Source organism: Oceanicaulis sp. HTCC2633 (genome assembly GCF_000152745.1).
Lineage (GTDB): Bacteria > Pseudomonadota > Alphaproteobacteria > Caulobacterales > Maricaulaceae > Oceanicaulis.
In genome coordinates this window covers 195,433-221,844 of record NZ_CH672428.1, presented here as the reverse complement: position 1 = coordinate 221,844, position 26,412 = coordinate 195,433, and the positions used below count along the sequence as shown (strand labels likewise).

Sequence of the window (26,412 nt, the reverse complement as noted above, 5' to 3'; positions counted from 1 at the left end):
AGTTCGCACAAATCTCGCCAAAAACGGCCCCGCCCGCTACTTTTCGTTGCGGCGACCAATGATGAACCAGGCCGAAGCTGCGCTCAGCAGCACGCCTGCGCCGAAGACGGTCGGACCGAGCGGCGAATATGCCAGGCCCAGCTCCATATAGGCGTCCATGTTCGCCGCAATATCCCAGCCTCCCAGACCGATCATCACGCCGCCCAGAGCAAGCGAGGAAATGAACATGACGTCGCCGCCGCGGCGCTGAGCCGGCTCGGGCTCGGCCAGGGCAGACGCCTCGGCGCCCGAAACCACAGCCGGATCCAGCACTTCAATATCCTCGTGTAGGTCCGGATGGCCATCATCCACATCCTTGTCGGGATGATCGGGGCCTTCGATATCCCCCGACAGGCCCGGAGCGGAGGCTGGCGCCAGCGCCGGGTGCGGCGGCGCGGAAAACACCTGCAGTCCCGAGCTTTTCGCGTCCTGGGTCAGCTCAGGCGCCGCATCCTCAACATCGGAAGGCACGTCCACTGAAATCGCGTCTTCCCGGTCCGACAGCCCGGCGGCCCGCTCGGACGTTGTGACATCCTCGGATGCAGCCTGCGGCAGGGAGGCCGGTGCAATCGGGGTCACCTTGATGGTCGAGACCTGAAGCGCGTTCTGCAACGGGCTGAGCGGCACTGAAGGCGCGCTGAACAGACTGGAAGAGGCAGCATTGGGACGGACCTGCGGCGCAGGCTCCTGGTCCGCCGGCTTTTCCGAAGACGGAGCGGTCAGGCCCACATGGGCTGTAGACAGGAAGCTGTACCCCAGCTGCACCGGCTCATCCGCCTGGGCAGAAGGCGCGGTCGAAATGCTGGCGGAGACCTGCTTGGCCATACGCGCCATCACCTGGGCGATGGCGGCGTCCTGAGCCGCCTTGACGTCTTCGGTCTGGGTTTCTGTTTCCGGTTCCGCTTCGACAAGCACTGGAGGCTCGGAAATTTCAGGCTCAGATTCAGGCTCGGACGCGTCCTCGGCCGCCGCCTCGATCGGATCGGATGGGGCAGCGTCGGCGGCCGTGTCGGCGGCTTCAACACGTTCCGCATCGGGTTCGATCTCGGCCACTGAGACGGCCTCGACGGGCATGGGTTCGCGCGTCTCCTCGGGCAGCTCGAAGGCGATGTCGAGCTCGACCAGAGACTCCTCGTCCGTGGTGGCCATGTCTGTGTTCTCGGCCTCTTCATCCGTCGCATCCGCGTCGGACGGCTGAGTGGTCAGATCCGTCACAGGCGCGGTCTCGCCGTCCTGCTCGTCTGAGGTTTGCGATAGAGGGGTCTGGATGTCTGCCGGCTCGGCATCCGTCCGGGCTTGTGAATCAGTCGGCGCGTCAATGACGGCGGCGCTGTCTTCCAGGGCGCTCAGATAGAGCGCCTTCTCCGCGGCCCGACGCGCGACAAGCCGGTCGGACACCACGAGGCGCCCGTCCTGTTCGGCGCGCACCCAGGTGTCGATCGCCGCAGCGGCTTCACGATGACGTCCATCACGGGCCAGCCGGGCCACATCCGACACCTTGAAGGCGCGCAGACCGACCGACAGCGCAAACGATACCAGCGCATCGCGCATGGGCGCCGCCATTTCGGCCCCCACGCTTGCATCCAGCGTCTGCTCCGCCCGCATCACGTCATAGATCAGCAGAAGATCCGCATCTTCAGGCTTGAGCGTCACGCCTTCCTTGGCGGCGGCGGTATGGCCATAGCCGACTACCCAGCGTTTGCCACGCCGTTCGGCAGTCGCCAGGAAGGGCTCGTGAGCCTTGATCAGATCGCGCGCGGCGCGGGTGGATTTCAAACGCGGTGTCATCGCTGTCCCGTTTCGAAACGGTTGGATCTTAAGTTAAGAACCGCGATGCAAACTCAGGACCGTCAGCACTATGACGGCGAGAAAATGTCCACCGCGTCCAAGGCCGTAAAGGGCGCAAAGAAGCCTGCGCCCGAGCCGCCGCCGATTAACCAAATCGTCCCGTCAACGCTCGCCACGCCTGATTCCGTACGCGCCGCAGGCATATCCGGAAGGCTCCGCCAGACCTCGGCGTCACCGTCCAGCACGACATGGGAGGCGAGCGTACGGCGCATGTCTGCGCTGCGTCCGCCGAAAACATGGATGTTTCCATCAAGGACCGCGGCGGCATGTCCGGCGCGCGGCTCGGGAAGATCCGGAGCGCGGCGCCAGCTTTGGGACACGGTGTGGTAAACGTCGACCCGGGCAGAAGCCTGCCCGTTGCGCGCCCCGCCGATCAGCCAGATCTCATCGCCCAGCGTGACGGCCGCTGCGCCCCGCCGGTTGATGTCCGCCGGCGCCTCGGCCGCATTCCAGGTCTGGGTCGCGGCGTCATAGACGAAGAGCCACGGTGCGCCATCCTCTCCGCCCAGGGCGTAGAGCTGACCATTCAGGGCCACGAGAGACAGGCTGGCCTTGGGACCGGGCAAGGCGCTCTCCCCGCTCCAGGCGTCCGTTAGCGGATCATATGACCAGACGCTGTCGATCGGTTCGGCGCCACCCTCGGAGGAATAACCGCCTGCCACCCAGATCCTGCCGTCCAGCACAGCCATGCCGAACCGCTCAAGACCGACAGGCATGGGCTTGAGCACGCGCCAGGCACGGGTTTCGGGGTCATAGACTTCCAGGGCGTCGCGCGGATTGGCGAGCCCCGCGCCGCCGGCGGCGTAGACCCGCCCGTCGAGCACTGTGGCGGACAGGCCTGCGCGGGCCTGGTCCAGGCGCGGGCCAATGCTCCAGGGCCCCGACAGACGCAGGCCGCTGTCAAAGATCGGGCTTTCGGACACAGGCTCCTGTGCGGCGAGAGGCGAAAGCCCCGCCAATGCGACGACAATCGCCAGAGCGGTCTGTTTCATGTCAGGGCCTCCCTCGGGGTCTCAACCGACTAATAGGTTGCGACTGATTAAAGCAGAACAAGGGCGCCCAGGCCCAAAAACACGACAAATCCCACAACATCGGTCACGGTCGTCACGAAAACCGACGAAGCCACGGCGGGGTCGGCGCCGAAATGCTTCAGGCCAAGCGGCACCAGAACACCCGCCAGCCCCGCAATGGCGAGATTGATGACCATGGCGATGGCGATCACATAACCAAGGTCAGGTTCCTGGAACCAGACGGCGGCGATGACGCCCATAACCACCGCGAAGATCAGGCCGTTCACCAGGCCCGCCGCCGCTTCACGCCAGACAAACCGTAACGAGTTCGCTCCGGTCAGGTCCCGTGTTGCGAGCGCCCGCACCGCCACCGCCAGCGATTGCGTACCGGCGTTTCCGCCCATGGAGGCGACGATCGGCATGAGCACGGCGAGCGCCACCAGTTGGGCGATGGCCTGATCAAAGAGCGCGATCACCAGAGAGGCGAGCACGGCCGTGCCCAGATTGACCAGAAGCCAGGGCGCGCGCGACTTGACCGATTCCCAGACGGTGTCGGCCAGGCCCGCCTCGTTCACGCCCGCCAGCGCCAGAAGGTCTTCCTTGTTCTCTTCCTGGATGACATCAACGATGTCGTCGACGGTCAGCATGCCCTTGAGCCGGCCGGAATCATCCACGACCGGCGCCGAGATCAGGTGGTATTTCTCGAACAGATAGGCGGCGTCTTCCTGATCATCCTCTGGTCGAATGGTGATTTTCGCCGACTCCATCAGTTCCGAGAGCGGGGTCTGGCGTTGGGATCGCATCAGACGGCTCACCGGCACCGCGCCAATGGGGCGGAAGCCCTCATCCACGATGAACACCTCGAAGAACAGGTCCGGCAGCGATTCGCCCGCAAGCCGCATATGGTCGATCGTGTGCCCCACAGTCCAGAAGGACGGCGCCGCCACGAATTCGCGCTGCATGAGACGACCGGCAGTCTCTTCCTCGAAGGACAGCGAGGCTTCCAGATGCTCGCGATCTTCCGCAGATACCGCCGCCAGCACCGCTTCCCGCACGTCCGGCTCAAGCTCCTCGACAACCATGGTCTTGTCGTCGGAATCAAGCTCGTCCAGCGCTTCAACGATCTGGGCAGGCTCAAGCAGCTCGAAAATGCCTGCCCGGGTGTCATAGCCGATCTCGGCGATGACCTCGCCGCTGAAGACCGCCGAATCAAGCTCGGCCAGATGGCGCTGCTGATCCCAGCTCAGTTGTTCGATCAGGTCGGCGATATCGGCGGGGTGCAAGGGTTCAAGAAGCTGCCGGACGAGGACGGCGTCACCATCGGCGATCGCGCCGATCAGCTCCACCAGCACGCCCTCAGGCAGGTCCATGCCGGTCGTCACATCATCACGGTGCAGCTCTTCAACCGGTTGCGTCATGGCGCCTCGCGTCTGTCAGAAGGGGGAGTCAGGGTGCAGACGACACGATAGGCGCGCGTCACGACGAAATCGAGACGGCGAATGCTGTTGGGGCGAAAAAACAAAAAAGCCTGACGCGGGGCGTCAGGCTTGTCTGTCATCGCTTGCAGGAAGCGAGAATTATGGTGCGGCCGAGAAGACTCGAACTTCCACGGGAGTTACCCCACAGCGACCTCAACGCTGCGCGTCTACCAATTCCGCCACGGCCGCGAATTGGGAAGCGGGCATGTACCAACCCCCGACCCGCTTGTGAAGCCCCCATGTGCGGGCGTTATGCAGCAAAATAGTCATGAACGTCCGCCGCGTCCGTGATGGAGACCGCCACGCGATCCCCCTGAATAATGATCTCGCCGCGCGCGATGGGATGGTTGTTGGCCAGAATCCACACCTCGTCATGCTCGGCGGCGTCCAGCGGAATCACCGCGCCCCGGCCCATGCGGAGGAACTGGTGAATCGGCAGCTTGGACCGGCCCAGAAGGACGGAAATTTCAACCTGAACGGCGCCGAGTTGGCTCATGGAGTGTGCATCACTGTTGCTGTCTGGCGCATGGCCCTTGCCATACGCGGTCAGGCTCACGATGTTCCGCACCGGTTTCTCGACAGTTAAAGGCGTGCAAAACATGACCGACACGATCGGCTGGGCGGTGTCAGAAAGCCGCGTCCCCTACCCCGACGCCGTGGCGGCCATGGAAGCGCGCGCCGAAGCCATCGCCCGTGGGGAAGCCGGAGAGCTGATCTGGCTCCTGGAGCATGATCCGCTCTACACGGCCGGCACCAGCGCCAAGCCCGAAGACCTGCAGGATCCCGACCGTTTTCCCGTCCATGCGACCGGGCGCGGCGGCGAGTACACCTATCACGGCCCCGGACAGCGCGTGGCCTATGTGATGCTGGACCTGCGCGAGCGAGGCCGGGATGCGCGCAAATTCGTGCGCGACCTCGAACAATGGATCATCGACACGCTCGACGCCTTCAACGTGACGGGCGAGCGGCGCTGTGGCCGGGTCGGCGTGTGGGTCGACCGCACTCAGCCCGGGGGTCCCGAACGCGAGGACAAGATCGCCGCCATCGGCATCCGCCTGCGCCGCTGGGTGTCGTTTCATGGCATCGCGCTGAATGTGGAGCCGGACCTGTCGCACTTTGGCGGCATCACGCCGTGCGGCATCTCCGATCCGCGTTATGGCGTGACCAGCCTTGTGGATCTGGGATTGCCGGTCACGATGGAGGACGCCGATCTGGCCCTCAAACGCGCGTTTGAAGGCGTGTTTGGCGAGACCCGTCGCGAAGCCCCGCCGGTCTAGCGCCGGGCGGTCCAGTACCCGACCGCCGCCAGAACCAGCCAGAACCCCCAGACAGACGGCCAGGCGCCGGCGTGCAGGATCGCCATGGCGAATTCCGGATCGGAACTCAGACGAGTCTGATACGCCTGCTGGATGACCGGGTCAGAGGCCGCCGCCTGCACGGCTGCGGGATCGTTCATGTTCACGCCCTGGCTTTCCAGGAACGTCACGAACTGCGGATAAGCCCGCACCGCCATGGCGAACAGCCCCGTGATGATCTTCACCAGCGTCGCGCCGCCCAGGACGCCGAGCGACAGGATCGACGGCTTCCCAAGCGCGCGATAGCGATTGATGAACACCGTGCTGACGAAGAAAGCGATCAAGAGCCAGGACAGCAGACCCGCCGCCGGAGAGAAGCTGATCCTGAGCGCATCCAGCGCCGCGATCACGCCCAGCCCGATCCAGAATTCGTCCTCGGTGGAGCGATAGACCGGCATGAAAGCCGTCTTGAGATCAATGCTGGGCTGGGTCACGCCGGCTCCTCATAGACAAACGCGCGCTCCGGTATGATACGGAGCGCGCGTTCATGGCAAGCCTGCCCTGCGCTTGAGGGCCGGTCAGATCAGTTCTGGTTCGTGTCGTCAGGCGTCTCCACCGGAGACTCCGCCGGCATGGCTTCCGGCGCGCCTTCGGCGCCCGGAACCGGACCATAGCGGTTTTCCTGTGGATCCTGCTTGAGGATCGCATTGCCCGCAAAGATCACGCCGAACCCGACAATCGCGTTCAGCACGGCGGAGGGCAGCGCCGTCGCCTGGGTTGCGGCCTTGCTGGCCTGCATCATGGCGTCAGGATTTCCGGTTTCCATGGCGGCGACCATCATCCGCGCGGCTTCCCCGCCAAAGATCGTGGCGACAATCTGATTCACGATCAGGCCCAGCACGATCCAGATTACGAGTACGACCAGGAACATCCAGCCTGAGCGCCCGGCGTCGTGAAGCCGCTTGGACCATATGCAGGCCCAGGGATAGATCAGCGCCAGTCCCACGATGATCGTGAGCAGACTGGCCAGGACCACGGGCAGGACAAGCGGAGTCAGCGCCAGCACGAAGGAGATCGCAATCAGGATCAGACCGGCTTTCTGGAAGTCCGCCGGCGCCATTCGGCCATTGGCTGACATCATGGAGGCTACAAGGCTCATGGGGTCCCCTTAAATTCACTGTGAGCGGCTTGCGGTCATCCGGGCGGCTGACCAGGTGCATGCCCATCCTTCCCGAAACCGAAGTCAGGAGCAATGCCGGGAGGACAAAAGGATCAGCCTTCTGCGGGCGGAGCTCCGGCCGAACGGGCCGCCGCGCGGGCGTACTGCGCCTGACGGGGCGCCGGACCATAGCCATTGTCGTCCGGATCAGACGCCAGAACGCCCACCCAGATGGTGTAGACCAGCCAGGTCAGGGCCGAGAGCGACCAGAACAGCAGCAATCCGCCTGCCGCAAGCACCCCGCCGCTGACCAGTTGCGCCGTGGCCTGTGGCGACAGATCGCCCGATTCCAGCATTTCCCATCCGCCAGGCCTGCCGACGACATCCAGAAACGGGGCGAGCGCCGCGCCGCCAGCGGCGACAACGCCAAATCCGAGCAGGGACAGGGAGATCGCCCAGGGAATGAGATGGATCCAGCCCGTCTTGTCCGCGTCATGAAGGCGCTTGGCGGGAATGACGGCCCCCACATAGATCAGGCCCAGAAAGACCAGCCCGCCAATGAAGGGCAAGGGAGTCAGGAACAGGTTGGCCAGCACCACGATCAGCATGCCCAGCCAGTATTCATTCTGGCTGATGCGCCCGTGGGGGCTGAAAAGGATATGACCCAGATTCATTCAAGACTCCTTGAAATGGTCTCTCACCCTGCCCGCCAGCCGCCCTCAAGGTCAAATGAAGTCTGGGTAAGCTGAGGTCACGCCTGTCCCGGCGCCGCTTCAGTCCGTCTCCGTTCGAGGCCTTGCTTTCAGGCTTCAGCCGGGGTTTTCTGGGCCGGGTTTACGATTCCCGCCATGCGCGCAATTGCTTGCAGCGGTGCACAAATTTGAAGGGACAGGCCATGAAAGGCGCAATTCTCGAATACAATCCCGCCTCCGGCTCCGGTCTGATCAGCGGCAATGACGGCGTTCGCTACACCTTCAAGGGGACAGAGTTCCGCGGCGACGTGACGAAGATCAAGATCGGCGCCGAAGTCGATTTCGAAGTGGCGGAAGCGGGCGGCGAAGCCATCAACATCTTCCCCCTCTCCGTTCCGGCGGCCACCGGTCAGAAGAACAAGATCGTGGCGGGCCTGCTGGCTATCTTCCTTGGCGGCCTCGGCATCCACAAATTCTATCTCGGCATGGCCGGTCCCGGCATCATCATGCTGGTGGTCTGGCTGTTCGGCTGGATCCTGTTCGGCATCCCGACCCTCATCATCGGCCTGATCGCGCTGATCGAAGGCATCATCTACCTCACCAAGGATGATGACGCCTTCACCGAGACCTATGAGGTCCAGAAAAAGGGCTGGTTCTAGAAACCCGCGCCTTCACGGCCAAAGAAAAAGGCTGCGCTCGAACGAGCGCAGCCTTTTTTATGTCAGTTTATCCGTGACGCCTATTCGAACTCGATGAGAAGCTCGTCAGCGGCGACCGATGCGCCCGCTTCGCAATTGACCGACTTGATCACGCCATCGAGCTCGGCGCGCAGCACGTTTTCCATCTTCATGGCTTCAACGACCATCAGCGCTTCGCCCGCCTTGACCTCCTGCCCCGCCTTGACGGCGACGGAGACCACAAGGCCCGGCATCGGGCTGGCGATCAGCTTGGCGGTGTCCACCGGCTCTTTTTCCGGCAGACGGGCGTGCAGCTCGGCGATGCGCGGCGTGCAGACCAGAGCGTCCGCCTTGTAACCGCGATGACGCAGCTTGTAGCCCTCGGTACGGTCGGCCACGAAGAGCGAGAAATCCTGGCCGTCCAGCGTGCCTTCGAACATGTGCTCGCCCGGCTTCCAGCTGGTGGTCAGCACCACAGGCTCGGCAATCAGGCCCGGCGCCCAGATTTCCGCACCTGCTTCATCCAGGTCCATTGCCCCTTCCGGGATGCGCATTTCAACCGGGAAACGCTGATCATTGAGTATCACCACCCATTCATGGGCGAGGCCCTCCTCGGGCAGCGGCGTGATGCGGTCAGTGATCCGCGCTGCGCGCTCAACGAAGACGGTGTGCATGAAGGCCGCCGCTGCGGCCATGATCTTGAGCTGGAATTCCGTCGGCGCCGTTCCGCTGAAGCCCTCGGGGAAGTGTTCCTCGATATAGCCGGTATGGATGCGGCCCGCCTTGAAGTCCGTCTCGTCCAGCACGGCGGACAGAAAGGGCGCATTCGACTGAAGGCCATCCACATGCAGACGGTCCAGCGTTTCCGACAGGGCGTCGATCGCCGCTTCTCGGTTGTCGCCATACCCGATCACCTTGGCGATCATCGGGTCATAGAACATCGAGATCTCGTCGCCTTCGCGGACGCCGGAGTCAATACGCAGCGCGCCATTGCCGATCGGGCCTTCCAGCGGCTCGGAATAATGCTTCAGACGGCCAATGGAAGGGAGGAAGCCGCGATACGGGTCTTCGGCATAAAGGCGCGCTTCGACCGCCCAGCCCTTGATCGTCATGTCTTTCTGCTTGAAGCCCAGCTTCTGGCCAGAGGCCACGCGGATCATCTGCTCCACAAGATCGATCTCGTGGGTCAGCTCGGTGACCGGGTGCTCCACCTGCAGGCGGGTGTTCATTTCCAGAAAGTAGAAATTGCGATCCGGGTCGACGATGAATTCGACGGTGCCGGCGCTGTCATAGTCCACGGCCTTGGCCAGTGCGACCGCCTGATCACCCATCTTCTTACGGGTCGCGTCATCCAGGAAGGGCGACGGCGCCTCTTCCAGAACCTTCTGGTTCCGGCGCTGCACGGAGCATTCGCGCTCATTAAGGTGAACCACATTGCCGTGCTTGTCGCCCAGAACCTGGATTTCGATATGGCGCGGCTTCTCGACGAATTTCTCGATCAGGATGCGGTCATCGCCGAACGAGGATTTCGCTTCGTTGCGCGCCGCCTTGAAGCCTTCGCGCACTTCGTCGTCAGAGCGGGCGATGCGCATGCCCTTGCCGCCGCCACCGGCGGAGGCCTTGATCATCACCGGATAGCCAATGTCGTTGGCCACCTCGACGGCCTGCTGGTCATCCTCGATTTCGCCCTTGAAGCCCGGAACCGTGTTCACGCCCGCTTCGGCGGCGAGCTTCTTGGATTCCAGCTTGTCGCCCATGGCCGAGATGGCGTGCGGGTTCGGGCCGATCCAGGCGATGTTCTTTTCCGCCAGCGCCTTGGGAAAGGCCGCGTTTTCAGACAGGAAGCCGAAACCGGGGTGAACCGCATCGGCGCCCGTGTCGAGGCAGGCCTGAATGATCGTGTCCATCTTCAGATAGGATTCGCCCGGCGCGGGCGGTCCGATGAACACCGCCTCATCGGCCATTTCCACCGCCAGCGTATCGGCATCCGCTTCGGAATAGACCGCCACGGTGGGAATGCCCAACCGCTTGCAGGTCTTGATGACGCGCACAGCAATTTCGCCGCGGTTGGCGATGAGGATTTTGTTGAACATGTCCGGTCCTGTGGAACTTCTGATTTATGTGACGCCGGTTTAGCGCGGTGCGGATGCGGTGGGCAAGTCGCGCTGCAAGCGCGAACTAGTCCGCGTCCTCCTCCTTGCGCGCCGCCTTTCGCGCTTCAAACAGCTCCGCCTCATCCTCACGGCGGTCCAGCCAGCGAAATTCGACAGAGCGCAAACGACTGACCACCTGAAGCAGGAAGGCCGTGGACCAGCCCAGCAGCAGAAAGCCGTTGGCGCTCTCGATGGCGGCCAGCACCCGCCAGCCCGGCCCCAGCACGATGTCGCCATACCCCACTGTGGTGAAGGTGGAGGTCGAGAAATAGAGCGCGGCTTCGAACGTGTCGATCACGCCCCCAATCCGATAGAGCGCCGCATAAACCCAGATCTCTATCGCATGCAGGAAGAACAGGGTCAGCATCACGCCCAGGATCAGGGCCATCTGCCACCAGGCGGTGGACACATAGCTCGACCGCCCTTCCCGCCAGCGCATCACGGCGATCAATCCGGCCAGCCCCGCCATGTGAATGGCGGTCGTCAGCACCACCATGACAGTGGAGAGCAGCAGAGAAGACGCCAGATTCATCGCCGACCCTCCGTTTCGCGACAGCTCAAACGCCTAGACCTCGGGCGCCGCCTTGAGCTCCATGGCCGCACAGAATTGCTCGAACCGGCGCAGGGCGCGCTCCACGATCAGATCGCCGGCGTCAGACGCCAGTGAAATCACAAGCGCGTCTTCGGTCCGCGTCAATGTGAACGAGGACAAAAGCTTGCCGGTCCGTCCCGAAAGCGCAGCGCCGAACCGCATGCCCAGCCCCAGCCGCAAGGCTGCGGTGCGCTGCGCCTCGTCGAGCAAATGCGTGGAGACGCAATCCTCGCCGCGGGAAGACTTGCCTTCATACCGGTGATGCAGGGTCAGCGCCAGGAAGGCGCGTTCGGCATGGCTGAGACCGCCAATCGGCGCATAGAGCACCTGGGTAAAGGCCAGATCGCCGCGATGATCAGGGTGAAGACGCGCGCCGATATCGCTCAACCGCGCGGCAGCCCCTCGCAACCGTTTGTCCTGCAGCTCTCCGAACACGGACGGCTCCCCCCTGAAGGCCGGTTCAAGCCACTCCGCCAAAGCTGGCCCGAATCCAGGCTCGGGGGACGCAGACAACGCCATGATCTCCGTGCCGCTCAACAGCGGGTCGCCCTCCTCCACTAGTGAAGAATCGCTAACGCAGACGACGCCTTCTCGCAGGCCATAGGCTGAGAAGACCACACGCTTGAAGCGGCCCGACTTCATGATCCGCTCGAGCAGCAGGGCGGCGTAAGGCAGGGTTGCGGCGCGCTTGGAAGACACGCCCGGCACTGACGCCAGCGAGCTTTCGCTCTGGCTCATCGCGAACTGGGCGGTCTTGCGCACCTGGTCGAGACTCATCTCGTATTCGTGCAGCAGGCGCAGCGGGTAATTGCGCATGCTCATGGACAGGTTGGCAAAGGAGCGCCAGGCGCCGCCGACGGCGTAAAACGTGTCCCCCGTCTGGCTCAGCACTTCGGCTGCGCGCTCCAGATGGGCGTCGACGCGATCGCGCAACTCTTCGGCCTTGGCCCCGGCGGCGTTCACCGCCAGCGGCCCCAATGGCAGGGTGATGGCTTGCTGGGCGCTGCGGCCCTCAAGCCCGGTCAGCTCCAGACTGGAGCCGCCCAGATCGCCCGCCACGCCCCAGGCGTCGCCCACCCCTGCAAGCACGCCTAGCGCGGAATAGCGCCCTTCTTCCTCACCACTAAGCACGTCAATGACGAGGCCAGTCTCCTGACGCACGCGCTCGACAAAGTCAGGGCCGTCCTCGCACTCGCGCACTGCGGCGGTCGCCACCGCGCCGCGAGTGCTCACGCCCTTGGCGTCGAGCAAGCGAGTAAAGCGTCGAAGGGTGCGCAGGGCCGCTTCCACGCCTTCGGGATTGAGCCGCCCGGTTTCTGGCGCGCCCTTGCCCAGACCGGCCATGGTCTTCTCGTTGAAGACCGGCCAGAGCACGCGCCCCTCCACGCGGAACTGCACCAGACGCACCGAGTTCGAGCCGACATCGATGACCGCCACATCGCGGCCCTTCAGCCGGGGCTCGGCCCCGCCAAAGCCGAAAATGTCCCGCATGCCCATCAGTCGCGCGGACCCACATGGGGAAAGGCGGGCGGCTGGTCCTGCTTGAGCGCTTCACCGCGTCCGGACAGGGACGGATTGGTCATGAAATAAGCGTGTGCGGAGAACGGGTCCTCGACTCCATCAGTATCAAAGCGGGTGTAGGTGCCGTCCGGGTTCATGTACCAGCTCTGGGTCTCGTCATTGAGGTTGGCGACCATGATCTGATCGAGCACCTGACGATGCACGGTCGGATTCTCGATCGGGCACAGGGTCTCGATCCGGCGATCCAGATTGCGCGGCATCCAGTCTGCGGAGGAAATGTAAATCTCCGCCTGCGGACTGGGCATGGGCGCTCCGTTGGCGAAGCAGGCGATGCGGGAATGCTCGAGGAACCGTCCGACAATGGACTTCACCCGAATGTTCTCTGACAATCCCGGAACGCCCGGCTTCAGGCAGCAGATGCCGCGCATGATGAGCTCGACCCGCACCCCTGCCTGACTGGCTTCATACAGCTTGTCGATCACGCGCGGATGAACCAGCGAGTTCATCTTCGCCCAGACTCCCGCCGGCTTTCCGGCCCGGGCGTTGGCGATCTCGCGATCGATCTTCTCGCAGATGAATTCGAGCATGTTGATCGGGCTGATCACCAGCTTTTCCAGCTCCTGCGGACGGGCGTATCCGGTCACATAGTTGAAGATGCGCCCGGCATCGCGGCCAAAGGCCGGATCGGCGGTGAACAGCGACAGATCGGTGTAAATGCGCGCTGTGATCGGGTGATAATTGCCGGTGCCGAAATGGGCGTAGGTGCGAAGCTCCGAGCCCTCGCGCCGCACCACCAGCGAGATCTTGGCGTGGGTCTTGTACTCGATAAAGCCATAGACGACCTGCACGCCCGCGCGCTCAAGGTCCCGCGCCCAACGCAGATTGGCCTCTTCATCAAAGCGCGCCTTCAATTCCACCAGCGCCGTGACGTTCTTGCCTGCTTCCGCCGCCTCGATCAGGGCCGCGATTATGGGCGAGTCCTTCGAGGTCCGGTACAGCGTCTGCTTGATGGTGATGACATCCGGGTCCCGCGCCGCCTGACGGAGGAATTCCACCACCACGTCAAAGCTCTCATAGGGATGGTGAACGATCAGGTCCTTGGCGCGCACCGCCGCAAAGACATCGCCCCCATGATCCTTGATCCGCTCTGGAAAGCGCGGCTCATAGGGATCGAACTTCAGCTCGGGCCGCTCATCGGGGATCATCTGTCCCAGCTGCGCCATGCCCAGCAGCCCGTCCACCAGCTGCACGTCCTGTTTCTCCGCATGCAGCTGCTGGGTGATGAAGCGGCGCAGCTCTTCGGGCATGCCCGCCTCGATCTTCAGGCGCACCAGCACCCCGCGGCGGCGTTGCTTGAGCAGCGCCTCGAACTCGCGCACCAGATCCTCGGCCTCTTCCTCGATCTCGATATCGCTGTCGCGAATGATCCGGAAGGCGCCTTTGCCGACGAGATCGAAGCCGGGGAACAGCGCATCCATGAACAGGATCAGGATCGTCTCGAGCGCTATGAAGCGTTTGACGGGCCGGCCCTGCTCATCCACCCGCTCTGTCGGGATCTCGATGAAGCGCTTCACCCCTGCCGGCATGGGCAAAAGCGCGTTCATGATGCGCCCATCGCGCTGGCGCTTGAGCTTGAGCATCAGGGCGAAGCCCAGATTGGGAATGAACGGGAACGGGTGCGCCGGATCGATTGCCAGCGGCGTGATCACCGGCAGGGTGTGCGCGAGAAAGTCATCGCGCAGCCATTCGCGTTCCTTGGCGGTCAGCGTGTCCTGATCGACCAGCTCCACCCCTTCAGCGGCCAGCAGGTCCTGCAGCTCGCGCCAGGTCTCCTGCTGGGCGTTCATCAGGTCGGTGGCGGCGGCGTTGATCTGGTCGAGCTGCTGGCCGGGCGTGCAGCCATCCATGCCGGGCCGGTCCATGCCGTTGCGCACCTGGGCGCGCAGGCCGGCCACGCGGACCATGTAGAACTCGTCCAGATTGCTCGCCGAGATCGACAAGAAGCGCAGGCGCTCCAGCACCGGATGGCGCGGATTCCGCGCCTCCTCGATGACCCGCCAGTTGAATTGCAGCCAGGACAGCTCGCGATTGATGAACCGGTCCGGAGACGCCATCAGAGCCTCCACATCAGTCGGGGATCCGGAGGATGAAGGCGCTGCGTCGGTCATACCGGGACTCCAAACAGGCGAAGGGCGCGTTGCGTCAACTGGATAGGACTGACAACGCCTCGCGCGCAAGGGTGCGAGTGACCGGCCCCTTGCGGGCCAGCGCCTCACGATCGAGCCAGGCTGTCAGCCGCCTCGCGTAATCAACCGAACGCTCCATGCGATCAAGCAGATATTCAAGAACACCTGGTGACAGCGGCGTACGCTTGTCCCGGAACAGCTTCTCCATGACCTGCCGCAGCAACGCATCATCAGGTTCATGCAACACCGCGGTCTCGGTCGCGATCAGGCGTGAGGCGAGATCGGGCAGGCGGACCGGCCATTCCGCGGGCGCCTTGCCGGCGGTCATCAGCACGGTGACGCCGGCATCGCCGGCCGCCCGGTTAAGCAGATGAAAGAGCGCGTCCTCATCCACGCCCCTGTCGCAGTCCTCCACCAGAACCGCTGCGCCGCGCCCGACGGTCTTGAGCCCGTTGGACAGGCTGGCCGGGTCCAGTCGGGTGGCGCGGGTGCGCGCTGTCCACATATGCGACAGATGGGTCTTTCCGCTGCCTGCCGGTCCGACCAGCAGAAGATGGCCCTGCCGCCAACGCGGCCAGCGATTGACCAGAGCCAGGGCGGCGGCGTTCGCTTCGCTCACCGCAAAGGCTTCCGCCCGGTAATCGGGCTCCAGAACCAGATCGAGCGCGAGTTGTCCTGGCTTCATCAGCGACTGCGTACTGTCCACCCGAGCGTTTCATCCTCGGCCAGAACCGCGCCACGGGCGCGCAATTCGGCCATGACCTGTTCGCGTGCGCCGCGATGGGTGATCGTCATCGCTGCGCCACTGCGCGACACGGCGTCCAGGCGCGCATTCTGAATCAGCGACGCGCCCGTCACCGCCTGCTGCAGCTCACGCCATTCGGCGAGATTGTCAAAAAGAATGCTCACGTCCAGCTCGGCCACGCTCATGTCGCGCACGACGCTGGCGCGTTTCCAGGCCTGCTCGCGCGGTTCGATGATGGCGCGCGCCGCATCCACATAACCCCCCGCGACGCTGACCCGATCGACCGTTTCTCGCTGCAGCGCGCCCTCCGCATCAAAGCTGACGATCACGCCCGCCGCCCGGGTATTCCCCGCGTCCTGGCGCGCAACCAGCACCATAACCTGATCCAGGCCCGTCGTTTCCATGACGGTCTGCAGGGCGATCGGATCAAGCGAGACGATCTCTTCGAGCACAACGCTGTCAGCCGGCACGAGCCGGACCGGGGTCAGGGCATGTTCAAATCCGCCCCTGGCCCAGGCCTCCTGCCAGTCTCCGCCCAGCACACGCTCTCCGGTCGGGCGCTCGGTCACGGCGATCAGCGCGATCGGCGCCGCCTGGGATTCCACAAACGGCACGCCCAGCCCCGTCAGATAGCGCCGAACGGCCCGCGGATCGAACTCGAGGCTGAGCACGCCGCGATAGCGGGTGGACGAGCGTTGTTCGTCCGAGATCTGCAACCCGGCGAGCAGGCTGGCGGCCTCATCGGCGCTCACCACGGGCAGGTCTGATTCCATCCGGTCTTCCGGCAGCGTCAGACGCTCGATCAGTCGCACGGCGCCCTCTGTCTGGCCCTGTTGCAGAGCGGTGCGCTGGGCTTCGGTCGCATTGTCCGCGCGTGCATCAATGGCCACGCCATCCACCACGAAGGGATTGTCCGCCAGCGCTGCAGCGCTCATCGCGCCCGCCGCCAAACCCGCCAAAGCCCATTGCATCGCCTGCCTGATCGCTTGCATGGTCATCCCCTAATGCGCCAGTTCGACGGCGACTATACGCGCTTGGGCGCTGCGGTGAACCCTGTTGCGGCGCCCCGCCCCCTCGCGCTTTTGACAATTGCGCGCTATGCACGCGGAAACTGACGACTTGGCCAAGGGAGCCGCCCGTGTCCCAATCCGACGCGACCAACAAAACCGGACTGACCTACGCGGAAGCCGGCGTGAGCATTGATGCCGGCGATGCGCTGGTCCAGGCCATCAAGCCGCTGGCGAAATCCACGGCCCGTCCGGGCGCGGATACGGGTCTGGGCGGCTTTGGCGGCGCCTTTGATCTCAAGGCCGCCGGCTTCAACGATCCGGTTCTGGTGTCCGGCACCGATGGCGTGGGCACCAAGCTCAAGCTCGCCATCAGCTCGGGCATCGTGAACACGGTCGGCATCGACCTTGTGGCCATGTGCGTGAACGACATTCTGGCCCAGGGCGCCGAACCGCTGTTCTTCCTCGATTACTTCGCCACCGGCAAGCTCGACCCGGCCCGTGGCGCGGCGGTCGTTGAAGGCATCGCCGAAGGCTGTCGCCAGTCCGGCTGTGCGCTGATCGGCGGCGAGACCGCGGAAATGCCGGGCATGTATACGGGCGAGGATTTTGATCTGGCGGGCTTTGTCGTCGGCGCCGCCGAGCGCGGCGCGCTGCTGCCGCGTCATGACCTGATGAAAGAAGGCGATGCGCTGATCGGTCTCGCTTCCTCCGGTCCGCACTCGAACGGCTATTCTCTGATCCGCCGCATCATCGACCATGCCGGTCTGGACTTTGACAGCGATGCGCCCTTCGCGTCGGGCCGCAAGCTGGCCGAAGCGCTGCTGGAACCGACCCGGATCTATGTCAAAGCGCTGATGCCGCTGATCCGCGAGGGCCGCATCAAGGGCCTCGCCCATATCACGGGCGGCGGGATCACCGAGAACACGCCGCGAATGCTGCCCGACCACCTGACCTTCGAGGTGGATTATGACAGCTTCGAGCGCCCCGCCGTCTTCAAATGGTTGGCAGAGGCGGGCAATGTCGCCGAAAGCGAAATGCGTCGGACGTTCAATTGCGGCGTCGGCATGATCCTCGCGGTCGAGGCGTCTGAGGCGCACTCGATTTGCGACACGTTAAACGCCGCGGGTGAAACCGCGAGTGTCATTGGCGTTTTGAAGGCGAGCTAAGCATGGCGAAAACCAAAGTCGGCGTTTTGATCTCCGGTCGGGGATCAAACCTTCAGGCCTTGCTCGACGCGGCCCAGCATGACGACTATCCGGCCGAGATCGTTCTGGTCCTGTCCAACAAGGCAGGCGCGCAAGGGCTCGAACGGGCGCGCAAGGTGGATGTGCCCACAGGCTTCATCGACCATACGCTCTACGAAGACCGCGAGGACTTTGAAAAAGATCTGGACGCGAAATTGCGCGAAGCTGGCGTTCAGATTGTCTGCCTCGCCGGATTCATGCGCATCCTGACGCCCTGGTTTGTCGAGAAATGGCGGGACCGCCTCATCAACATTCACCCCTCGCTCCTGCCCGCCTTCAAGGGCGTGCATACCCATGAGCGGGCGCTGGAACAGGGCGTGCGCGTCCATGGCTGCAGCGTGCATTTCGTGCGCGCGGAAATGGATGACGGCCCGATCATCGGCCAGGCCGCAGTGCCCGTCATGGCGGGCGACACGCCTGAAACCCTCTCTGCCCGCGTGCTTGAAGCCGAACACAAGCTTTACCCCGCCTGTCTCAAGCTCGTCGCTGAAGGCAAGGCGCGCGTCTCGGCCGAATGCGTGCGCATTGCCGAAGGCAGCGAACCGGACGCCGAGACTGTTCTGATCAATCCGTCGGTCTAGCTCAGTCTCACGATCGCCGTGAGAGGACTGAAAGCATGAGCGAAACACCTGCAGATACGGTGTCTGAAACCGTCTATTCCGCGCTGTACGATGATGATGAAGCGCGGGTCTGCAAGGATGTTCCCGAAAGCGCCTGCCAGCACCAGCCGCGCAACTGGGTGTTTTCGACCCTGTCTCTCAGCCTGACCAAGACCGGCGACGCACTGGTTGATCCCAAACTGACCCTGACCTGGCTCTTGGGCGCTCTGGGCGCGCCGGCCTTTCTCATCGGTCTTCTGGCGCCGGTTCGCGAAGCGGGGGCGCTGCTGCCCCAGCTCTTTATCGCTGCTGGCATTCGCCAACGCGAGAAACGCAAATATGTCTGGGCTTTCGGCTCGCTGGGTCAGGCCCTGGCGCTGGTGATCATGGGCGTCACCGCTCTGAGCCTTGAAGGCGCGCTGGCGGGCTGGCTGCTGGTGGGGATGGTGGCCGTGTTCGCCGTTTCCCGCTCGCTCTGCTCGGTGAGCCACAAGGATGTGCTGGGAAAGACCGTGTCCAAAACCCGCCGCGGCGCGGTCAGCGGTTACGCCACCACGGTCTCGGGACTTGTGGCGCTGCTTCTTGGCGGCGTGCTGGTGGTCTCGCCTGACACCAGCGCTCCGATCATCGCCGGCCTGCTGTTTCTGGGGGCGGCCCTGTGGGTGATCGCGGCGCTCGTCTATCTCCAGCTCGCCGAGGCGCCGGGCTCGACCGAGGGCGGCGCCAACGCCTTTCCCGAAGCGATCAGGCAACTCCGGCTTCTCTGCACCGATCCCGATTTCGGCAAGTTCGTCGCTGCGCGCACGCTGATGATCGCCACATCCATCGCCCCGCCCTTCCTCGTCTCCGCAGCACAGGCGCGCACGGGGGCCGAGCTTGCGGGTCTGGGCGGCTTCCTGATGGCGTCCGCGGGGGCGGGCTTTGTCAGTGGCTGGGCCTGGGGACGACTGGCCGACAGATCGAGCCGCTGGGTGCTGGCGGCGGGCGGGCTTGCGGGCGCTGTCGCCTGTCTGGCAAGCGGGGCAAGCCTTCTGATGCAGGCGCCCTGGGCGGAGCTGATGGTGTTTCACGCCGCCATCCTCTTCATCCTCGCCTTCGGCCATCAGGGCGTCCGGCTGGGCCGCTCCACCTATCTGGTGGATCTCGCGGACGAGGACACCCGCGCCAGCTACACCGCCGTCTCCAACACGGTGATCGGGGTGCTTTTGCTGGTCTATGGTCTTGTCATGGGCGGGCTCTATCAACTGGCCGGCCCCTGGGTCATGATCGGCCTCGCCCTGAGCGCTCTCGCAGGCGCCGGGCTCGCCGTCTCGCTCAAACCCGTCTCTGGCTGACATGCGCATTACTGATGATCTCAGCATTGATGAAAGCCTGATCACCGAACGCTTCGTCCGCTCGTCCGGGCCGGGCGGCCAGCATGTGAACAAGACCGAAAGCGCGGTGCAGCTGCGCTTTGATGTCAGCGCCAGCGCCCTGCCCGACGCGATCAAGCAGCGCCTGAAACGGATTGCGGGCACGCGGATGACCCAGGACGGCGTGCTGATCCTGCATGTGGAAGACCACCGCTCCCAGGACCGCAATCGCGCCGAAGCCCGCACCCGACTCAAGCGCCTGATCGAACAGGCGAGCCGCAAGCCCAAGCCGCGCATCAAGTCCCGCCCATCCCTCAGCTCGATCAAGCGCCAGAAGGACAAGAAGGCGAAGAAGAGCCAAACCAAGAGCCTGCGTCAGAAGCCCCGTCTGGATTGAAGACCGACATATTGGCGTTTATCCGGGACAAGTCCGTATACCTCCCATAGGCTTCTGGAAGCTGTTTGGGGGAACATCATGAGTCTGACGATGAACACGAAACGCCGCACGCCCGGCGTGCTGTTCTTTGCATCCATGCTGGTGCTGATCTGGCTGACCATGATCACCCATGAAGCCGTGCACTGGCTGACCGGTCACGCGTTGGGCCATGACATGTTCATGCAGCTCACCCGCGCCGGTTTCGTGCATGATGACGCCAACCCGACCCTGCTGGAGACAGCGCTCGTCTCGATCTCCGGCCCGGTCTTCACCTGGCTGCTGGGCGCGCTGGGCGTCTGGCTGGCGGTGAGCAGGAAGAGCTTTCTGGGCTATGAGCTTATCGTGGTGGCGTTCGCACAGCGCTTCCTGGCGCTGACCGTGGGGACGGTCGCCGGGGTCCATAATGACGAGGCGCGCGTCAGCCTGATGATGGGCCTGCCCTTCTGGGTGCTGCCAGTGATCGTGTCTCTGGTCCTGTTTGCAGGCGTGGTCATCGCCGCCCGCGCCACCCGCGCGTCCATCCTGACTCATGTGCTCAGCTATGGGGTGATCAGCATCGCCTTCACCGCAATCATCTTCGCGGACGGCACAGGACCGGGCGGTGAAGGCTGCGGCGTGTTGTCAGACTATCTGCCGGACCGCTATGGCTGCGCAGGCTGATCACACAGCCCGCCGCCCGCCGCTTCCAGCTCGCGGCACAGCGCCTCGGCGCCCTGCTCATCCCCGCCGTCTCGCAGCACCGACGCCAACCCGTTCACGGCCTCGACGTTCAAAGGGTCCAGCGCCAGCACGCGGCGATACCAGAGCTCGGCCTGTTGCGGCTCACCTGCCTCGGCGCGCAAGCGCGCCACCGCCAGCCCCACTTCAGACTGCCAGGGCCGGATCGCGACCGGGTTGGCGGCATAGTCGCGCGACATCACCTCAAAGCTGCGCGCCAGAAGATCCGCCTGCCGTTCGGGATGACCTGAGAGGTCCTCAAGTTCCGACAGATTGATCATCGCGCCCCAGTTTTCAGGGTCGATCACCAGCGCCCGGTCATAGGCCCGGCGCGCGGCGTCAAAGTCTGATTGCGCCGCCTTGATGAGCCCCAGCGCCCGCCAGGCTCGCGCATGACCGGGATCCAGCCGGGTCGCCTCTTGCGCCAGGGCCTCGGCGCGCTCAAGAGCCGCCTGAGACCGGGGTGTCTCCAACTCCCCCGATTGCAGCGCCTCGGTCAGGGTGGTGCGGTTCGCTTGCCCCTCCAGACCCCAGCGGATGACCCGTTGGGTGAGCGCGTTCGCCTGCCCGGCCAAGGCCGCTGCGTTCTGCGGATCGCCCGCCAGTATCCGCTCATAAAGGCGCAAGGCTGCTTCATTGTCCGCGCGCGTGTACTGGGCATAAAAACCGTCCGCGCGATTGAGCAGCGCACCGGCCTCGTCCGTTTGGGCGGCCATGGGCGGGGCGATGTCCGCAGGCTGGCGCAGGATCACACTGGCCCCGACCAGCAGAACCACCAGCACCGCCGCAGAGGCCAGCAAGACCGTTGCGCTCATTCGCGGGCCCGTCTCGGTCTGCGCCTCCATACCCGCGCCCAGGGTCGCCACCGGCATGATCAGACGATAGCCGCGCCGTGACACGGTCTGCACGAAGCGCGGCGATTTCGCGTCATCGCCCAGCGCCTGACGCAGCTTCCAGATGGTGCGCGAGAGGGCGTCGTCATTGACGCTGGCGTCAGGCCAGAGCGCACGGGCGATGTCGTCCTTGGAGCGCACCTCACCCTTCGCCTGAGCCAGATAGACCAGAAGGTCCATCACCTGCGGCTCCAGCTCGACCGGCCCCTCTTCGCTGGTGATGCGGTTCATCGCCGGTTCGACCCGGACCGGGCCCATCAGGAAGGGCGTATCAGCGCTCATGTCAGCTTTAATCCGGTAAAAGGAGGAATGGTCAGACAATCAGGAAGCGTCGGTCATGGCAATCTCGCCCCGGCCAGCCTCTCTGTTCAAGGCGCCGGCAAGAGGCGCTGAAACACCATGATGAGAGTACGCCATGCTATCGCGATCCCTGTTCGCCGGCCTTGTCGCCAACCTTCTGCTCCCCGCCTGTCATGCGCAGGACCTTGTCCCGCCTCAAGACGCCCTAGCCGATGCGCAAATGCTGTATGACGGCTTGCAAGAGGCGCATTATGACCTGTTCGCCACGACACCCGAACCACTCTACGATCAATATTTTCGGGAGCTCCGCGAGGAGCTGGCCTCCGAACCCCGAAGCCTGCCGCAGCTGCATCGCGCCTTCCAGCGCTTCGCAGCGCACGCCCATTTCGCCCATACCCGTATCGAGGGCCTCAACCCGGGCTTTCTGGAGTATCTGTCAGACGACGACGCCCGGCTTTTCCCCGTGAGTTTTGAGGTGCGCGACGGCGAAGTGATCATCACCCAGGCGCCAGCGAATTTCCCGGCCTGCCCCGGCGACCGTATCATCTCGCTTGAAGGCGCAGCGAACTCTGACTGGCTGGCGCGACTGACGCGGAATGTCCCCGCCGAAACAGCCCCCTTCGCCTATGCCCAGATGGAAGGCAGCGAAGCCTATTTCGTCTGGCTCGAATACGGCGCGCGAGAGCGCTTCACGCTTGAGATCGAGAGCCAAGACGGCGCGCGGCGCACGCTTGAACTGCCCGCAATCTCCTATGACGCGCTGATGGACCGGGAAGGTCTGTCCCGGCTGGATCTGAACGGGCGTGAGGCGCGCATGCTGACCGATGAGATCGCCTATCTGCGCCCTGGCCCCTTTTATGATCTTGAGGCGCAATCGGCGGAGACCGCGTATCTGCCCGAAGCGGTCGCGCGATTCTCCGACTTCGTGGACGCCAGCTTTGAGACCTTCCTCGCCTCCGGCGCAGAGGCGCTCATCCTCGATCTGCGAAACAATCCGGGCGGCAGCAATGCGTTCTCCGATCTGGTTCTGAGCTGGATCGCGGACCGTCCCTTCCGCTTTGCGTCCGACTTCCGCATCCGCATCAGCGAGCAGAGCATCGCTTCGAACCAGGCCCGGATCGATGCGGGAGATACCGGCTTATCTCGGACCCTGGCCGATCTTTATGACGGCGTTCCCGTGGGAGAGACGGTGAGCTTCGAGATCGACTATGTCCATCCGCGCGACGGGCGGCGCTTTGAAGGCCGGGTCTACGCCCTTGTGAACCGGCAGAGCTATTCGAACGCCGTCTCGGTCGGCGCGATCATTCAGGATTACGGCTTTGGCGTAGTGATGGGCGAAGCGACCACGGACATGGCCACCACCTATGGCGCGATGGAGCATTTCCCCTTGCCCCGCACCGGGCTTGTGGTCGGCTATCCCAAGGCCCTGATCATCCGTCCCAATGGGGATGAAAGCTCGACGCCGCTCATTCCGGATGTGCGTCTGCCCTCGCCCCGACTCGGCGATGAGGGCGACCGCGTCCTAGACGCAGCCATTACTCATGTTGAAGGCGTTTTGCGCTAGATGGTTATCCCGGCGGAGCCTTCCGCCGGGATGTCTCCTGCGCGCTCTGCATGCCGTTCAGTTCAGGCCGCCTAGAGCAGAACGCCAGTCTGCGAGGCCGGATCCATGGGCTGAACGAGCCTTTCCACATCTTCGTCATCATAGAGCGTGGGCGGCTGAGTGTGGAACGGGCTGGAGCTGACCAGCCAGCTCAACGCTTCAAGCTGATTATCCAGATCGTCAAAGCGTGAGGCGCTCCACCCGTTCTGCATGAAGTCCATCGCGAGCGACATCGAAACCGCATAGTTGCACTGATACTCGTCACGCACGCGGATATGGCCCTCTACCGTGGGGGTTTTGATGTCGAGCCGCTTGGCGTTGAAGTCCATCGTCAGCCGGCCTCCGGAAAAGACGAACTCCGCTGAGCGTCGGCAAGACGCCTCTGGCATGTACTTGCCGCTGCTGAGAACGATCCGGGCCTGGCCAGGGGTCTCGAGAACCGCCGAGTAGAGCGTCGGGCAGCCTTTCTTGGGCGAGTTCCGGAAGGTTCCGACATTGAGTGAGACGAGGTTTGAACGCTGCAGATCCACCTCGGCGCTCAGGGCCACCGTCACCGTATGGATGAACGTCTCATACAGCTCGCCGCTCTTGGTTGGATCCAGCGTCCACAACCGCCGATCATGGCTGGGGGACCGGTTGGGGCCTTCGAGGATCTCGATGCGCGCGGCCTCAAGCGCGCCCAGCTCGCGGGTTATCGAGGCATATTCCTTGGGCAGCCCCTCCGAGAATTCCAGATACTTCAGATACGATCTGTGAGGATTGTACAGATAGGTCAGCGGCAGCGACTTCTCGAGCGTGTAGTAACTGGCTGCAAAACCATCCTTGAACAGGACCGCCGCCCGTCGTTTCAGCTGCGCGATCTCGGACGTATGGGCTGATATCGGCTTTTCGACGACAAAGCGTATCCCCTCATCCGCCAGCAACTGGATATAATCCATGTGAGACGGCGTAGGCGTCGCAATATAGACAGGATGACGTTGCGCCTTGATCTGTTTCTCGATCTGGGCGGGCGGGGCGCCCTGAACCCGGAGCCCGGCAAGCGCCGCCTCGCCCAGCTCGGCGTTGGACAGCTCGTCCGTCATCACATCATAACGTCGGCCAGGAACCTCCAGAGCCTTCAAGGCCGGCAGAATGCGGTTCCGCGTCACATCGCCATAGCCGATGATCGAGAAGACCGTGGTCTGCTTGAAGCGCGTCTCCGGATACATCATCCGTAAATTGCCAATGATCAGAGCCAGGTAACACAATCCGAGCAGGCGCAATTCCCAGGCGCCCTGAGGGCTCGCATCTTCCCCCGCCCCACCGCCAAAAATGGCGAAGAACACATTCACCATCGGGCTTTCATAGAGGATCGAGAGCAAGGCGGTCTGCGCGACCACAACGACAGGCAGAAGCACAAAGTACTCCGCTCGGTGGTACAGCGTATAATCGGGCTCAACAAAATTCCGGACGAACAGATAATAGAATATCCATCCGATCGTCTCGATGGTCAGCAGAATGACGACGGGCATGACGAACGGGCTGTATTTCAGCGCGTCGGGAAACAGGTTCGCCGCCGCAACCGCCACAATCATGACCGAGACGAAATAGCGCTCGGTATGGAGCGCGTGAAAATTCGGCCGCTTGCTGGAAGAGCGGTTGGACCAGTCCTTTCTGTACAGGCGCTTCCACCACTGCAAAGGGCTGATGAACCGGACCAGGGCGACCGTATTGAACAGCGCCCAGGCCAGCATCGAGTTGCGATCACCCCAATACCAGCTCGACCGCGGAGGGAAGGTCGTGATCGTTCCGATGAAACGCCAGATCCCGCCCAGGGTTCTGAGCAACCATCCCAGCAGGACTTCGAGCTTCTCTCTGATCGTCTCGGGAAGAGTCATGGGGCCATCATCGTGATGCAGATCACTGAAATCCCGCCAGGGTCTGCATCCTTGCCGGAAGTGCAATGACGCAGGTTCGCCCTGCGTCCTCAAGGGCCGTGATCAAACAGGCTTCCGCGGGCAACGACAAGTCCGGCCGAGCCACTACCGCTGTCCAAGCGCCTGCATGCAAAAAACCCCGGCGGATGGCTCCGCCGGGGTCTTGTTCAGCTCTGCGAGAGGCAGATTAGCCGACGATCTCGTCTTCGGAGAAGAAGAACGGGATTTCCTGAGCGGCGGTTTCCGGCGCATCGGAACCGTGCACGGAGTTGGCTTCGATGGATTCAGCGAATTCCTTGCGGATGGTGCCCGGCTCGGCGTTCTCCGGGTTGGTCGCGCCCATGACGTCGCGGTATTTCGCGATGGCGTCTTCACCTTCGAGAACCTGAACGACCACCGGGCCGGAGATCATGAAGCTCACGAGATCGCCAAAGAACGGACGCTCCTTGTGCACGGCGTAGAAGCCTTCAGCCTGCTCTTTGCTCAGGCGGATGCGCTTCTGGGCGATGATGCGCAGACCGGCTTCCTCGATCTTGGCGTTGATGGCGCCGGTGAGGTTCCGCGCGGTCGCGTCGGGTTTGATGATGGAGAAGGTGCGCTGGATCGCCATGAATGATGGTCCCTGACTGGCCCCTCTGTCCTCGAGGGGTGAATGGATTTGCCGCGGCTTATAGCCATGCCGGACGAGTATGAAAACCCGTGTCCGCCATTGCGGCTGATGTCATGGCCCTAAAGCCCCTCAAATCCCGCCATGCGCCAGATTTCGTCAGGGCTGTACGCACTGAGCTCGACAATCCCGAGCCCGGAGTTCGCCATGGCGCGACGCACCAGCTCGGCGCCGGTGCGATAGCCGATCGCTTCACGGCCATCAGGATGCGCAAACATCCATTCGCCATAGTTGGCGTTCTGCGGCAAGGCGCGGATTTCCTCCGCCCAGGCGTTGAAGG

25 protein-coding genes and 1 tRNA gene are annotated in these 26,412 nt (G+C 63.6%); 8 read left to right on the top strand and 18 right to left on the bottom strand.

Annotation, left to right across the window (positions count from 1 at the left end; all coding sequences use genetic code 11):
* Positions 1-36: 36 nt before the first annotated feature.
* From OA2633_RS15080 to OA2633_RS01130, 5 genes are all read right to left on the bottom strand, one after another.
* The gene (locus OA2633_RS15080; protein WP_009800633.1) at positions 37-1,827 is read right to left on the bottom strand and encodes a lysozyme; all 1,791 of its coding nucleotides are present in this window, start codon (positions 1,825-1,827) and stop codon (positions 37-39) included.
* A gap of 68 nt (positions 1,828-1,895) precedes the next feature.
* Positions 1,896-2,879 carry a kelch repeat-containing protein gene (locus tag OA2633_RS01145; RefSeq protein ID WP_009800632.1) on the bottom strand — a complete coding sequence of 328 codons (984 nt, stop codon included), beginning with the start codon at positions 2,877-2,879 and terminating at the stop codon, positions 1,896-1,898.
* Positions 2,880-2,926: 47 nt separating this feature from the next.
* Positions 2,927-4,315 carry a magnesium transporter gene (gene mgtE / locus OA2633_RS01140; protein ID WP_009800631.1) on the bottom strand — a complete coding sequence of 463 codons (1,389 nt, stop codon included), beginning with the start codon at positions 4,313-4,315 and terminating at the stop codon, positions 2,927-2,929.
* Positions 4,316-4,477: 162 nt separating this feature from the next.
* Positions 4,478-4,564: transfer RNA gene (locus OA2633_RS01135), tRNA-Leu, on the bottom strand.
* 61 nt (positions 4,565-4,625) lie between these two features.
* The gene (locus OA2633_RS01130) at positions 4,626-4,871 is read right to left on the bottom strand and encodes a FliM/FliN family flagellar motor switch protein (RefSeq protein WP_028284815.1); all 246 of its coding nucleotides are present in this window, start codon (positions 4,869-4,871) and stop codon (positions 4,626-4,628) included.
* Between the two features lie 103 nt (positions 4,872-4,974).
* On the opposite strand from OA2633_RS01130, the gene lipB reads away from it, so the two are divergent.
* Positions 4,975-5,652, top strand: coding sequence for a lipoyl(octanoyl) transferase LipB (lipB, locus tag OA2633_RS01125; protein WP_009800629.1), 678 nt, complete (start codon positions 4,975-4,977; stop codon positions 5,650-5,652).
* Here lipB and OA2633_RS01120 read toward each other — a convergent pair.
* The 3 genes from OA2633_RS01120 to OA2633_RS01110 all read right to left on the bottom strand — a co-directional run bounded on the left by OA2633_RS01120 (position 5,649) and on the right by OA2633_RS01110 (position 7,503).
* Entirely contained in the window at positions 5,649-6,164 is a 516-nt protein-coding gene (locus OA2633_RS01120; RefSeq protein WP_009800628.1) for a hypothetical protein, read from the bottom strand. The two genes, lipB and OA2633_RS01120, sit on opposite strands and share 4 nt — an antisense overlap.
* 89 nt (positions 6,165-6,253) lie before the next feature.
* Positions 6,254-6,829, bottom strand: coding sequence for a DUF805 domain-containing protein (locus OA2633_RS01115; protein WP_009800627.1), 576 nt, complete (start codon positions 6,827-6,829; stop codon positions 6,254-6,256).
* A gap of 113 nt (positions 6,830-6,942) precedes the next feature.
* Positions 6,943-7,503, bottom strand: coding sequence for a DUF805 domain-containing protein (locus OA2633_RS01110; RefSeq protein WP_009800626.1), 561 nt, complete (start codon positions 7,501-7,503; stop codon positions 6,943-6,945).
* 221 nt (positions 7,504-7,724) lie between these two features.
* Here OA2633_RS01110 and OA2633_RS01105 point away from each other — a divergent pair, with 221 nt between their 5' ends.
* A complete protein-coding gene (locus OA2633_RS01105; protein WP_009800625.1) occupies positions 7,725-8,180 on the top strand; it encodes a TM2 domain-containing protein in 456 nt (151 codons plus the stop codon).
* A gap of 80 nt (positions 8,181-8,260) precedes the next feature.
* Here OA2633_RS01105 and OA2633_RS01100 read toward each other — a convergent pair whose 3' ends face one another.
* From OA2633_RS01100 to OA2633_RS01075, 6 genes are all read right to left on the bottom strand, one after another.
* Positions 8,261-10,291: an acetyl/propionyl/methylcrotonyl-CoA carboxylase subunit alpha gene (locus OA2633_RS01100; protein ID WP_009800624.1), complete on the bottom strand. Its 2,031-nt coding sequence runs from the start codon at positions 10,289-10,291 to the stop codon at positions 8,261-8,263.
* Positions 10,292-10,376: 85 nt separating this feature from the next.
* Positions 10,377-10,883, bottom strand: a complete 507-nt coding sequence (locus OA2633_RS01095; protein WP_009800623.1) for a potassium channel family protein — start codon at positions 10,881-10,883, stop codon at positions 10,377-10,379.
* A 33-nt stretch (positions 10,884-10,916) separates the two neighbouring features.
* On the bottom strand, positions 10,917-12,434 hold the full coding sequence (locus tag OA2633_RS01090) for a Ppx/GppA family phosphatase (protein ID WP_162010954.1): 1,518 nt from the start codon (positions 12,432-12,434) through the stop codon (positions 10,917-10,919).
* Between the two features lie 5 nt (positions 12,435-12,439).
* The gene (locus tag OA2633_RS01085; RefSeq protein WP_083783157.1) at positions 12,440-14,632 is read right to left on the bottom strand and encodes an RNA degradosome polyphosphate kinase; all 2,193 of its coding nucleotides are present in this window, start codon (positions 14,630-14,632) and stop codon (positions 12,440-12,442) included.
* Between the two features lie 34 nt (positions 14,633-14,666).
* Positions 14,667-15,335, bottom strand: a complete 669-nt coding sequence (locus tag OA2633_RS01080; protein ID WP_009800620.1) for a hypothetical protein — start codon at positions 15,333-15,335, stop codon at positions 14,667-14,669.
* The gene (locus tag OA2633_RS01075) at positions 15,335-16,387 is read right to left on the bottom strand and encodes a DUF2066 domain-containing protein (RefSeq protein WP_009800619.1); all 1,053 of its coding nucleotides are present in this window, start codon (positions 16,385-16,387) and stop codon (positions 15,335-15,337) included. The genes OA2633_RS01080 and OA2633_RS01075 overlap by 1 nt, the downstream gene beginning before the upstream one ends.
* Positions 16,388-16,533: 146 nt before the next feature.
* Between OA2633_RS01075 and purM the strand changes: the two genes are divergently transcribed.
* The 5 genes from purM to OA2633_RS01050 all read left to right on the top strand — a co-directional run bounded on the left by purM (position 16,534) and on the right by OA2633_RS01050 (position 20,696).
* Positions 16,534-17,571 (top strand): phosphoribosylformylglycinamidine cyclo-ligase, encoded by a 1,038-nt coding sequence (purM, locus tag OA2633_RS01070; RefSeq protein WP_009800618.1) that lies wholly within the window; start codon positions 16,534-16,536, stop codon positions 17,569-17,571.
* A gap of 2 nt (positions 17,572-17,573) precedes the next feature.
* Positions 17,574-18,230, top strand: coding sequence for a phosphoribosylglycinamide formyltransferase (purN, locus tag OA2633_RS01065; protein WP_009800617.1), 657 nt, complete (start codon positions 17,574-17,576; stop codon positions 18,228-18,230).
* A gap of 35 nt (positions 18,231-18,265) precedes the next feature.
* Positions 18,266-19,582, top strand: a complete 1,317-nt coding sequence (locus tag OA2633_RS01060) for an MFS transporter (RefSeq protein ID WP_009800616.1) — start codon at positions 18,266-18,268, stop codon at positions 19,580-19,582.
* A gap of 1 nt (position 19,583) precedes the next feature.
* Positions 19,584-19,997: an alternative ribosome rescue aminoacyl-tRNA hydrolase ArfB gene (arfB, locus tag OA2633_RS01055; RefSeq protein WP_009800615.1), complete on the top strand. Its 414-nt coding sequence runs from the start codon at positions 19,584-19,586 to the stop codon at positions 19,995-19,997.
* 78 nt (positions 19,998-20,075) lie between these two features.
* Positions 20,076-20,696, top strand: a complete 621-nt coding sequence (locus OA2633_RS01050) for a hypothetical protein (protein WP_009800614.1) — start codon at positions 20,076-20,078, stop codon at positions 20,694-20,696.
* Here OA2633_RS01050 and OA2633_RS01045 read toward each other — a convergent pair.
* Complete coding sequence (locus tag OA2633_RS01045; protein WP_009800613.1) at positions 20,678-21,928, bottom strand: winged helix-turn-helix domain-containing protein; 1,251 nt, start codon at positions 21,926-21,928, stop codon at positions 20,678-20,680. The two genes, OA2633_RS01050 and OA2633_RS01045, sit on opposite strands and share 19 nt — an antisense overlap.
* 133 nt (positions 21,929-22,061) lie before the next feature.
* Between OA2633_RS01045 and OA2633_RS15075 the strand changes: the two genes are divergently transcribed.
* Positions 22,062-23,510: a S41 family peptidase gene (locus tag OA2633_RS15075; protein ID WP_009800612.1), complete on the top strand. Its 1,449-nt coding sequence runs from the start codon at positions 22,062-22,064 to the stop codon at positions 23,508-23,510.
* Between the two features lie 71 nt (positions 23,511-23,581).
* Here the strand turns inward: OA2633_RS15075 and OA2633_RS01035 are convergent, their stop codons facing one another.
* The 3 genes from OA2633_RS01035 to OA2633_RS01025 form a co-directional block, all read right to left on the bottom strand.
* Positions 23,582-25,426: a Gfo/Idh/MocA family oxidoreductase gene (locus tag OA2633_RS01035; RefSeq protein WP_009800611.1), complete on the bottom strand. Its 1,845-nt coding sequence runs from the start codon at positions 25,424-25,426 to the stop codon at positions 23,582-23,584.
* A gap of 226 nt (positions 25,427-25,652) precedes the next feature.
* A complete protein-coding gene (ndk, locus tag OA2633_RS01030; RefSeq protein WP_009800610.1) occupies positions 25,653-26,075 on the bottom strand; it encodes a nucleoside-diphosphate kinase in 423 nt (140 codons plus the stop codon).
* A 119-nt stretch (positions 26,076-26,194) separates the two neighbouring features.
* On the bottom strand, positions 26,195-26,412 hold a 218-nt coding region (locus tag OA2633_RS01025; protein WP_009800609.1), incomplete at its 5' end, for a hypothetical protein.